Genomic DNA, 11,550 nt, shown 5'->3' with positions numbered 1-11,550 from the left:
TGCAGGTTCGACTGCCGGCGGCTGCCGTCCTCGTTGAACGCCTCGTTGACCACGTCCCAGGCGGCGAGCTTGCCCTTGTAGTGGGCCATCACCCCGTTGATGTGATCGATCATCGCCTGGCGCAGCGTGGATCCGGACAGGCTCTGCATCCACCCCGGCTGCTGCCCGTGCCAGGCCAGGGTGTGGCCGCGGACCTTCATCCCGCGCTGCGTGGCCCAGTTGTAGATCTGATCGCCGGCGTTGAAACTGAACTGCCCGCGCTGGGGCTCGGTGGCGTCGATCTTCATCTCGTTCTCGGCCGTCACCATGTTGAACTCGCGTCCGGCGATCGTGGTGTACGTCGAGTCGCCGAGCCGACCGCCCGCGATCGCCGTGCCGAAGTACCGGCCCGACTGCGCGGCCGCCGCGCCCAGGGTGCTCTCCGCCGCTTGCGCCGACGGCATCATCACCGCGGCCGTGGCCACTGTCGCGACGGTGACCGCGCCGGCGACCAGCGCTCTGACGATGAGCGATCTCTTCCGTAGCGTTCCGCCACGATGGACGGAGGGGCTGGTAGCCACCTTGGCCTCCTTTTTCCGGCGAGCGCCCGAGCTGCCCTGGCAGGACGGCTGGACGTCCTAGTCGAGAGATTTAACAGCGCCGATGCTGCCACCAGACTCCTATTTCAGGCAATGACTTTCGGAAAAGTTCCGGAAACAAATCTTGTGTCGAAGCAACCGATAAGTGCAGGTGAATAAGGATCGAGCACGATGGCGGTCCTAACCGTGGCGGCGGTTGCCCGGGATGCCGTTCGCGGAACTTTCGCGACTCGGCGACACCTACTTTCATAACAGTTTTCGCGAGCGCCGTTAGCGGACCGAAGGCCGCACCGCGTCGCAACCCAAACGATGTCGTGCGAAGGTGCGCAACACTGGCGTGGCGCAAGGGCGTCACACCGGTCGACTGTCGTTGCTCGCTTGGTGGAGGCAGCCGCCCGGCACGCGCTCAGCGCAGCGGGTGCGGGTCCGGCCCGAAGCAGCGAGTGAAGGGGATGAATGGGTTGCACGGGCGCCGGGCAGTGGCAGGGACCGGAGCCCTCGTTGCCCTAAGCCGGCGGTCGGTGCCGGACACAGACCATGGGAGTCGACGTCGGTCGGCGGGAGCCGGGAAGCGATTGGTAAAACAGTCTTCCTAACGTCTTGACAGCATCCCCGAACGCATCGAGACTCATCACCAAGCGGCTTGGCGCGGCGTCCGACGTGGACGTGACGTGCTCAGTGTGTACTGCCCCGGCCGGTGACTCTCCTACAGAGGAGCACACCGTGCTGTCCAAAAAACAGGTCCTCGCCACGGCCGCGGCTGCCGCGACCGCCCTGCTGACCGCAGCCACCGTCGTCCTCGCACAGCGAGCCGAGGCCGCCGATGTCCTGCTCTCCCGCAACAGACCAGTAGCGGCGTCCTCCGTCGAAGCCTCGGCGTACGCGCCGGAGAAAGCCGTGGACGGCGACACCGCCACCCGGTGGGCCAGCGTCGAGGGCTCCGATCCCCAGTGGATCCGGGTCGACCTCGGCGCGGCCACGCCGATCACCCGCATCCGGCTGGTCTGGGAAGCGGGGTACGCGTCGGCATACCGGCTGGAGACCTCGGCCGACGCCACGACCTGGACCACCGTCAAGTCGGTGACCGGCGAGAACGGCGGCACCGACGACCACACCGGACTCGCCGCGACCGCACGCTACGTCCGGGTCTACGGCACCCAGCGCGGCACGCCCTACGGCTACTCGCTGTGGGAGCTGGAGGTCTACGGCCCCGGCTCGCCACCGAGCCCCGGCACCGACTACCAGGCGGAGGACGCCGTGCTGTCGCAGGCGGTCGTGGCCGTCAACCACACCGGTTACACCGGCAGCGGGTTCGTCGACTACACCAACGTCACCGGCAGCCGGATCGAGTGGACGGTGACCACCACCGTGGCCGGTCCGGTGGCGTTGACCCTGCGGTACGCGAACGGCACCACCGCGAACCGGCCGATGGACATCGCGGTCGACGGCGCCGTCGTCGCCGCGAGCGTCCCCTTCGCCGCGACGACGAACTGGGACACCTGGACGACGTACACGGTCACCACGACGCTCACGGCCGGTACACACACCGTCCGCGCCACCGCCGTCGCCGGCACCGGCGGACCCAATGTGGACAAGCTGACTGTCGCACCCACCGCCACGGCCGCCCCCACGGCCAGCCCGACGCTCAGCCCCAGTCCCACGCCTGGTGGCGCGTTCACCGTAGCCGCCGCCGGCGACATCGCCGAGCAGTGCACCGCCTCGTCGAGCACCTGCCAGCATCCGAAGACCGCCGCCCTGGTGACCGCCATGAACCCGGACTTCGTGCTGACGATGGGCGATAACCAGTACGACGACGCACGCCTGTCGGACTTCCAGAACTACTTCGACAAGACCTGGGGCGCGTTCAAGTCGAAGATCCACCCGGCGCCCGGCAACCACGAGACCTACGATCCGGCCGGTGCGATGGTCGGCTACCAGTCCTACTTCGGGTCGATCGCCTACCCCCAGGGCAAGCCCTACTACAGCTACGACCACGGCAACTGGCACTTCATCGCGTTGGACTCCAACACCCTCACCGCGTCGGCCCAGCTGACCTGGCTGCAGAACGACCTGGCGGCCACGACCAAGGGCTGTATCGCGGCGTACTGGCATCATCCGCTGTTCAGCTCGGGTGAGCATGGCAACGACCCGATCAGCCGTCAGGCGTGGCAGCTGCTCTACAACGCGCACGCCGACCTGGTGCTCAACGGCCACGACCACCACTACGAGCGCTTCGGTCCGCAGAACCCGTCGGCAGCGGCCGACCCGAACGGCATCGTCGAGGTCCTCGGCGGGATGGGCGGCGCCTCACCGTACTCGATCGTCAACGTGCAGCCCAACAGTCAAAAGCGCCTGACGGGCGTGTTCGGGGTGCTCAAGCTGTCGTTCACGGCCAGCACGTTCTCCTGGCAGCTGATCGGGACCGACAGCGCGGTCAAGGACACCAGCCCGACCTACACCTGCCACTGATGTACATCACGCTACGCCGGGACACCCCGGCTCCGGGACGGCGGGTGCTTGCCGCCGTCCCGGCCAACGTCATCGCGCTGGGCGCGGTCAGCCTTGTCACCGACGTCTCGTCCGAGATGGTCACGGCGGTGCTGCCGCTCTACCTCGCGCTCACGCTCGGCCTGACGCCGTTGCAGCTGGGCTTCGTCGACGGGCTGTCCTTCGGGGTCACCGCGCTGCTGCGCCCGGTCGGGGGCCGGGTGGCCGACCGGTGGCGGCACAAGCCCGTGGCCGCTGCCGGGTATGCGCTGTCGGCCCTGGCGAAGCTCGGTGTGCTGGCCGCCGGGGCGGCGCTCGGGCCGCTGGCCGCGGCCATCGTGGCCGACCGCACCGGCAAGGGTCTGCGTACCGCGCCGCGCGACGCGCTCATCTCGTTGTCGGCTCCGGCCGGTCGTGAAGGGCTGGCGTTCGGCGTGCACCGGGCCATGGACACCGTCGGTGCGTTCCTGGGCCCGTTGGCCGCGTTCGCCGTGCTCGCCGCCACCGGCGGAACGTACCGGGCGGTGTTCGTGGTCAGCTTCTGCGTCGCGGCGTTCGGCGTGGTGCTGCTCGTGCTCTACGTCAGGGACCGGCCGGGTCCCGCCCCGGCGGTGCCGCCGCTGCGGACGGTCCTGCGTGACCGTCGGCTGCGGCGGATGTGCGCGGTCGCCGCCGGGCTCGGCGTGTTCACGATCAGCGACTTCTTCGTCTACCTGCTGCTGCAGCGCTCCGGTGCGGTGCCGCTGCGGTACTTCCCGCTCCTGCCGCTGGGCACGGCCGCGGTCTACCTGCTGCTCGCGGTGCCGCTGGGCCACCTGGCCGACGGCGTCGGGCGGGTGCGGGTCCTGCTGGGCGGTCATTTCGCCCTGGTCGCGGCCATGCTTCTGCTCGCCGGTATGCCGCCCGCGGCGCCCCTGGTCGTGGGTGTGCTCCTGCTGCACGGGCTCTTCTACGCGTGTACGGACGGGGTGCTGATGGCGTTGGCGGGGCCGCTGCTGCCGGACTCCTCGCATACCACCGGACTCGCGATGGTCCAGACGGCGCAGGCGGCCGCCCGGTTCGTCTCCTCACTGGCCGCCGGCGCGCTCTGGGCCGCCTGGGGTGCCCGGACCGCGTTGCTGGTGATGGCCGCGGGCCTGCTCGCGGCGGTCCTGGCCGCCGCGCGGGGGCTGCGATGAGGCGGGCGTGGGTCGCGTTGGCGGCCGCGCTGGTGCTGGGCACGGCGGCCACGGTCTACATGACGCACACCGCCACGTCGGCACCGGCCGCGCCGCCGACATCCCTGCGTGGCGGGCAGCTCTACTTCCGCGACGGCGGTGGTCAGGTCGCCTCGGTCTCGGCAGCCGATCCGGGTGGGTCACGACAGCCGCTGGGGCTGCGCTGCGACCGGTTCGCGGCCGCCGGGCCGACGGCGGTCTGCCTGACCGCCGACGTCACCAGCGGCCTGCCGACGACCACCGCGGTGATCCTCGACCGTGACCTGCACGAGACCCGGCGGCTGCAACTGGCCGGGATCCCCAGCCGCGCCAGCGTCTCGCGCAGCGGCCGGATGGTGGCCTGGACCGTCTTCGTCACCGGCGACTCCTACAGCCAGGGCGGATTCTCGACGTGGACCGGCGTCCTGGACACCCGCACCGGGTACGTCGTGACGAACATCGAGAACATCCACCTCTACCTGAACGGTGCGCGCCACTACGCGGCGGACGTCAACTACTGGGGGGTCACGTTCGCCGCCGACGACACGACCTTCTACGCCACGGTCTCGACGCGGGGCACGACCTATCTCGTGCGCGGCGACCATGCGCGCTGGGAGGCCCGGACGGTGCTCGCCGGGGTGGAGTGCCCGTCGCTGTCACCGGACGGGACTCGGGTCGTCTACAAGAAGCGGGCCGCGGGACGGGTTCCGTGGCGGCTGGCCGTGCTGGACCTGCGCACCCTGCGCTCGGTCGATCTCGCCGAACCGGAGGGGGTCGACGACCAGGCGATCTGGCTCGACGACCGGACGGTCGCCTACGCCCGCGACGGGAACGTATACGCCCTTGCCGCCGACGGCACCGGCGCATCCCGAGTGCTCGTCCGGGACGGGTCCTCCCCCACCGCACCGCTGGCACCGCGCTGATGCGCGCCGACCGGCGTACCCCGATCCCATCGGCGAGCCGGACGCCGCGCGCCGACGGCGCCACCCGTGAGCCGGGTGGCGCCGTCGACCGTGTCATGTCCGGACCAGCCTGACGGACCGTAGGCACCCTCGCCGCCCCTTCCCTGGCCGCCCGTGGCCGCTTAGCATTCCCGAGCGTGATCGAAGGTCGTCATGGGTCGCACCGGCGCCGTGCTGGTCGAGCCGGTAGGTGGCTCTGGGTGGCACTGTCCAGTGTGCTACTGCTCGCGGCCGCTGTCGGGTACGTGTCGGGGACGCACCGTGACGAGCCGCCGCCGTCGGCCGGTCCGGCATCGGGATCTGCGGAGGCAGCCCCCACACCCACCGTCGCGGCCTCTGCGCGACCTGGACCCTCCGCCACACCTTCACCGAGCCGGTCGGCGAAGCCGACCGCGGTCGCCGGCATGCGCCTGCCGGTGCGGGCGGCGTTCTACTACCCGTGGTATCCCGAGAACTTCTCCGCCCCGGCCTCCAAGTACACACCGACGGCGGGTCGCTACGACGGCGACGACCCGGCCGTGGTCGACCGGCAGATCCGGGACATGCAGTACGCCGGGTTGCAGGCGGGCATCGCCTCGTGGTGGGGTCGCGGACTGCGGGAGGACAGGCGGTTCAACCTGCTGATGGCCGAGGCGGCGAAGCTGCGCTTCTCCTGGTCGATCTACTACGAGCTGGAGAGCACCGGCAACCCGACCTCGGCGCAGATCCGATCTGATCTTTCCTACCTGCGCAAGTACGCCGACAAGTCCGCTTTCCTGCATGTCGGCGGCAAACCTGTCGTCTTCGTCTACGCCGACGGCGACGACGCGTGCGGCATGGCCGCCCGCTGGGCCGACGGCGCCGCCGGGTGGTACGTCGTCCTGAAGGTCTTCGGGGGTTACCGCGACTGCGCCCGCCAGCCGCAGGGCTGGCACCAGTACGCCCCGGGCGGGCGGCTCGACCTGCAGCAGGGATACTCGGCCAGCGTGTCGCCGGGCTTCTTCCGCTATGACGCGAGCACGCCACTGCTGCGCCGCGACGCCGTCCGGTTCCGGCAGGATGTCCTGTCCGTGGCCAGGTCCAAGGCACCGTTCCAGCTCGTCACGACCTACAACGAATGGGGTGAGGGGACCTCGGTCGAGTCGACCACCGACTGGCCCAGCCCGAGCGGGCACGGCGTCTACGTCGACATTCTGCACGAGGTGTTCGCGGCCAACCCTCGGTAGGCGTACTGCCGAACGGCCGCCCGCGCCTCGGCGCACAAGGGCATCGACGACGCCCGGCGTGTGCGGACACTTGTTCGCGCCACGGTTCTTACCAGACCGACCGCTTTGGCGCTGGCCTCCCACAGCGTGGCGGCAGCGGCCGGGTCGTCGGTGTGTGCGGCGGGTCGGGTGGCCTGCTTCGCCTTGTCCGACTCGTAGTGGGCGCCGTTGGTCAGGTCGGCGGCGGGAAGGGTGGCGAGTCTGACCAGCCGCGCCATCGGCCAGGCCCGTTGCTGGTCTAGGAAGAACGCGGCGAGGTCCTCGTCGGCTTGCCCTGTGAACCGGCGCCTGCTGATCCTGGGCGAACCTGGCGCCGGGAAGTCCACCGAGGTGCTACACCTTGCGGAGAAACTACTGCTGTCGGCCGCGCAAGTCCTGCGCCGAGGTTGTGGCGGGCCGCCGTCCGGCGACGGCGGCCCGCCTTACCGTTGCCGTGTCAACTGACCACGGTGCCGCCGAGGACCAGCCCCGTTGCCCAGACACCGCTCGCGGCGTTCCAGTGCTTCTCGCCCATCAACCCGCCGGAGCTGAAATACGCCTCGACGGAGGTGATGTTCGGGTTGTAGCTCGCGGTCGGGCTATTGGTGATCGTACTGCCGGACACCCTCGGCGCCGACCACGTACCGCCCGACCATAGCTGCTCGCCCACATAGCTGCCGGACTTGAAGTACACGTCGATCGCGCCGCTGCTGGGGTTGTACGCCGCCGAAGGGCTGCCTTGCAGGACGCCGCCGATGGTGCGCGGCCCGGACCAGATGCCGGTCGACCCGGTCAGGAACTGCTCGGACAGCTTGCCGGCCGAGTTGAACAGGACCGTGACGTTGCCGGTGGCGGCGTTGTACACGGCCGTGGGGCTACCTTCGATGACGCCGCCGATGTACCGGGTGGTCCAGCCGCTCGCGGCAGTCCACGAGGACGAGGCCAGTACGCCATCGGAGTTGTAGTAGACCTCGATCCGCGTCTTGGCAGCGTTGTAGATGACGGACGGTACGCCGGTGAGCAGCGTCCCGACCTGGGTGACACCCGAAAACCCGGTGGCCGGGGTCCAGTACTGCTCCTTCAGCACGCCGCCGTCGGCGAAGTAGATCTCCTGAGCCGTAGTGGACGGGTCGTTGATCGCCGTTGGGCTGCCCGTCATGGTTCCGGCCAGGTTGGCGACGCCGGTCCAGCCGGTGCCGCCCGGATCCCATGCCTTCTCCTTCAGCGCGCCGCCCGCGTTGTAGTAGACCTCCATGTAGTGGTTGTTCGGGTCATACAGCGCGGTCGGCGTAGTCGTGACGGGGGTGCCCAGGTTGGAGATGTACCAGTTGCCTGCGGGGACCTTGTATAGCTCGTAGAGGGTGCCCGCGGAGTTGTAGTACAGCTCGATGTTGTTGTTGTTCGGGTCGAAGACGACCGCGGTGCTCCGGTTGGCAACGGTGCCGCCGCTGGCGTCCGTGAACGGGTCGAGCTGCTGGTTCCAGGTCTGGACCTGGGCTACCTGGCCGGAGAAGTACCCGGCGTAGGTGCTCGCTGCGGTCTTGTGGCGGCCCACGGTGAAGGCTCCGGTCGCGTTCCACGAGGCGGTGTGCTTCGCGGTCGCGGCGTGCGAACCGTTGATGTAGAGCCGCATGTAGCCGGTGGACGCCTTGTAGGTGACCGTGACATAGGTCCATACGCCGTACTGCACGCTGTTGAGCGGACCGATCACAGTGTCCTGCGCTGCGCCGGCGGTGTCCGAGGTGGCCATGGCGAAGCGCCAGGTCTTGTCGGATAGCTCGGGCCACAGCCGGAAGCCGGCGGTGTTCGTCCCGTCCTGCGACAGCACCGTCCCGCTGCCAACGGTCGGTTTGACCCAGACGGAGAGGCTGAAGTCAGCGTTCGTGGCCACCCCTCCTCCGGCAGCGGTGAGCACGCCAGACGCCCCGTCGAGCTTGACGTCCGGGCTGAACAGATCACCGGTGTTCCAGACAGCGCCGCTGGTGCCGGTGAAATGGGCCGTGCCGACCTGGTCGTGGGCGATGGTGACCGTACCCATCTGCGGCGGGGCGTCCGCCAAAGACCAGAGGTGTTTGGCCGTCGTCAGACCCTGAGCCGCCTGTGCGGCCAGGGTGGCCGTCGTGCCGCTGATCGTCACCAGGTAGCTCGTCAGGGCGGCGTTGGCCTGGACGGTCCACAGATCGGGGTCGCCGTCGCCGTCGATGTCACCGGCGGACAGGGCCAGATCCGTGGCGGTGTTCCAGCCGCTGGTCGCGATGGCATACTCGGTGTAGCCGAGGGCCGTATAGCCCATCGTATGGGTCAGCCCTTTCCAGAGGTAGAGCGCGCCGGTGTCCTTGCGCCACAGGTACAGCGATGTGGCGCCGGCCACCTCGGCGGTGGCGATCGTCCAGTCGGACCAGACGCCCGATGGCGGCGCGACCGCGAGGCGGTCCTCGCCTGCGCCCCATCCGCCGACCATGTTGTTATTGGGGTAATAGTCCAGATAAGACGTCGCGCCGGTGCCGACGATCCCGATCAGGTCGGGGTAGGCCAGCCCGCGCCCGGTAGTGTTCCCCGCGTTGGCCAGCTGCCGCGGGCTGCCGTCGCCGAACTCGAACAGCCCGGCGCTGATCGTGGACTGGTTGATCGGGTCGAGGATGGAGCCGTCGCCGCGGCCTTCGATGAGCGAGCCGCCCCCGGCGTTGGACCCGTCGCTGCGGTATCCGGTGGGCAGGTAGACGAGCACGTCCTGCTGTCCGGAGCCGAAGAAGTGCCCGGTCAGCGCGATCGCGTCGTCGTAGTCGGTCTGGTCGTCGTGCTTACCCAGCCCGATGCCACGTACGCCGATGTTGGCGGCGGTCGGTGTAACCTGCCCGGTTTTGCGGCCGTTCGCCAGCCACAGCCCGGACGGGAGGCCGTTCTTGGCGCCCACCGCCAGGAGGTCGGCCACACTGTCGCCGGTGAGGTCGCCATCGGGCATGGCCGGTCCCGGGTTGGAGACGAAGATGCGCTGCGCCGAGTTGCCGACGTTGCCGCCAGGCGAGACGCCCACGACGCTGAGCACGTTGGTATGGCGCGTCGGCGTGAAGGTGATGGAGGCGCTGCCGGAGGCGTCCGCCGTTGCCGAACTCGGTGCACCGCCGTTGAGCTGAACCAGGTAGCCACTCGGAATAGTGGTGCCGTTCGGTTTCGTGACGGTGATCGTCTTGGGCTGGCCGATCGTCGTGGTGTTCTCGGCGATCTCGGGCACGTTGGGCGCGCCCAGCACACTCTGGTCGAACTGGAACTTGCAGACCGGCGACCAGCCTCCGTAGACGATGCTGTCCTTGGCGCGTACCTTCCAGGAGAACTCCGTCACCGGAGCGTTGGCCGCCGCTGTCAGAGTCGCTGCGTCCACGACACGCACCGCGGTACCACCGGAGGCGACCGTCAGCAGATTCGGGTCGGAGCTGGCGACGATCGTCGCGGGGTTGTCACTGCGCCACAGCTGGAACTCGACGCCCAGGATGTTGCTCGCCTGCGGGTCGCTGACCTGGCCATAGAGCGATACGTTGCCCAGGCCCACCACGTCGGGCGGACTCTTCAGGCACGAGGTCGGTGGGCTGGTGGTCAGCTGGGCGGCGCCGGGAGTGTTCGGTGGGTGGTTGTACTCGACGGTCATCGCCACGGTGTTGAGGTCGAACTCCTTGTAGGAGTTGAAGTCCGATGACTCGTTCACACCGGTCAGGGTGAACGTCTGCGTGGTCTTGCCGGCCGAGACCGCCGATGTGATCGGTCCCAGCACGTTGAAGGACACGCCGGCGGCCGGGCATCCGCTGCGGCCATGGGCCTCCGACTTGGCATCCACCACGCTTCCGAGGCTGACACCGTTCCACGAGTTCCAGGAGGCGTTGCCGGAGGTCAGCGTCGCCGCCGGGGCGTACAGGTTCACCGTGGACGGCGTACAGGACCAGGCGTGCACCTGGGTCATGTTGAGGACCGCCGTGTTGATCGTCGCGCCCTGCAATGTGGACACCGGGATCGCGAAATTCAGGAACGACCGCGACCAGATGCCGTTGGGCAGCAGCGCCTCGTTGGAGTTGCCGACCTGGAGATGGCCGTCGGGGTCGGGCGTGTTGTTCCAGTAGAAGCTGCCCGGGTACGAGTGCGACACCGTTGCCCACGCTGACCGGGTCGGGCTCACCGGCGTCCAGGTCGGGTCGATGAATAGCGGGAAGGCGATGCCCTTGCCCGACAGCATCGCCGCATCCGGCGCGAGGCGTACTCCGGCGGCCGACACCGACACACCCACTCGCGCTTGTCGCGCCGCCACACCAGGCCCGCGCGCGTCCGACACCGCGACCATACCGGTTGCCACGTCCAGGGGTCGGCCCGTTCGCAGGTCGGGCGCCGTCGCCCGGTCCGACGCCGTCGAGTCCCACATCACGGGTACGCCTGCCGTGAAAACAGGTCGCCCCCGGTGGTCGACGGCGTCGAGGGAACCGTCCGCGTGCGCGGTGATCTTCGCATCGCCGGTGGTGCTCATGGTCAGCGACGCGAGCGCCGGATTGGCCGCGGCGACCGCATCGCGTACCACGAGTACCTGAGAGAAGCCGCCCTGGCGGTCGGCGCGTATGACCAGATCCACGCCGGGCAGCACGCCGGCATAGGTGGCGGTGTCGCCGGCCAGCGTGGGTACGGGCAGCGCCATCGGGAGGCTCAGGCCAAGCGAGTGGCCCCGTGCGGCCATCGTAGCCAGTGGGCCAGAGCCGCCGCCCGACAGCCGTAGCTCGGATGTGGACCGAGTTGGTGAGATCGAGCCATCGGCGTTGCGGCGCAGGGTCGCGTCGAGGTCTAGCCATTGGCCGGAGGTGTACTTGCGGACCGGAACCAGCGACGTCGTGATCCGCAACCGGCCGGCGGGCAGCGCGGTCACCACCTGTGTCTCGGTCGTCGAGCCGGGCACCTCGACAGCCTTGCCGGTACGCCGAGCCTGCGTCAGCGCTTCACCGGGGGTCAGCTGATGCGACGGTGCGGCAGCCGGAGGAGCGGTGGAAGCACCAGCGGCATAGGCCGGAATTGCCGGCCCGACCACGCCGGCCGCCAATGCGGCGAGGGCGAGGGCGACCGATGCCCTGGATGT

Annotated in this window: 7 protein-coding genes; 4 read left to right on the top strand and 3 right to left on the bottom strand. The window is 69.3% G+C overall.

The window, feature by feature from the left end; all coding sequences use genetic code 11:
* Positions 1-464, bottom strand: a 464-nt coding sequence (locus KUA19_RS42075) for an endo-1,4-beta-xylanase (protein WP_372452052.1), incomplete at its 3' end; no start/stop codon positions are given.
* Between the two features lie 837 nt (positions 465-1,301).
* Here KUA19_RS42075 and KUA19_RS42070 point away from each other — a divergent pair.
* The 4 genes from KUA19_RS42070 to KUA19_RS42055 all read left to right on the top strand — a co-directional run bounded on the left by KUA19_RS42070 (position 1,302) and on the right by KUA19_RS42055 (position 6,428).
* Positions 1,302-3,047 (top strand): discoidin domain-containing protein, encoded by a 1,746-nt coding sequence (locus KUA19_RS42070; RefSeq protein ID WP_217405618.1) that lies wholly within the window; start codon positions 1,302-1,304, stop codon positions 3,045-3,047.
* Complete coding sequence (locus KUA19_RS42065; RefSeq protein ID WP_217405617.1) at positions 3,047-4,243, top strand: MFS transporter; 1,197 nt, start codon at positions 3,047-3,049, stop codon at positions 4,241-4,243. Before KUA19_RS42070 ends, KUA19_RS42065 begins: the two co-directional genes overlap by 1 nt.
* A complete protein-coding gene (locus KUA19_RS42060; protein ID WP_217405615.1) occupies positions 4,240-5,184 on the top strand; it encodes a TolB-like translocation protein in 945 nt (314 codons plus the stop codon). The genes KUA19_RS42065 and KUA19_RS42060 overlap by 4 nt, the downstream gene beginning before the upstream one ends.
* Positions 5,185-5,627: 443 nt before the next feature.
* Positions 5,628-6,428, top strand: coding sequence for a glycoside hydrolase family 71/99 protein (locus KUA19_RS42055; RefSeq protein ID WP_217405614.1), 801 nt, complete (start codon positions 5,628-5,630; stop codon positions 6,426-6,428).
* On the opposite strand, the gene KUA19_RS42050 is transcribed toward KUA19_RS42055, so the two are convergent.
* Positions 6,383-6,793, bottom strand: coding sequence for a hypothetical protein (locus tag KUA19_RS42050; protein WP_217405612.1), 411 nt, complete (start codon positions 6,791-6,793; stop codon positions 6,383-6,385). The genes KUA19_RS42055 and KUA19_RS42050 overlap by 46 nt on opposite strands.
* A 110-nt stretch (positions 6,794-6,903) precedes the next feature.
* Entirely contained in the window at positions 6,904-11,373 is a 4,470-nt protein-coding gene (locus KUA19_RS44905) for a LamG-like jellyroll fold domain-containing protein (RefSeq protein ID WP_217405610.1), read from the bottom strand.
* Between the last annotated feature and the right edge of the window lie 177 nt (positions 11,374-11,550).

The organism is Catellatospora tritici, assembly GCF_019083965.1.
GTDB lineage: Bacteria > Actinomycetota > Actinomycetes > Mycobacteriales > Micromonosporaceae > Catellatospora > Catellatospora tritici.
Note: the sequence above shows the minus strand (reverse complement) of the source record. Positions and strands in the feature narration are given on the sequence as shown.

Bases quoted from the DNA above. Each gene is read 5' to 3' on its own strand.
- KUA19_RS42060 (WP_217405615.1), top strand. From the start codon at position 4,240: ATGAGGCGGGCGTGGGTCGCGTTGGCGGCCGCGCTGGTGCTGGGCACG.
- KUA19_RS42055 (WP_217405614.1), top strand. From the start codon at position 5,628: ATGCGCCTGCCGGTGCGGGCGGCGTTCTACTACCCGTGGTATCCCGAG.
- KUA19_RS42065 (WP_217405617.1), top strand. From the start codon at position 3,047: ATGTACATCACGCTACGCCGGGACACCCCGGCTCCGGGACGGCGGGTG.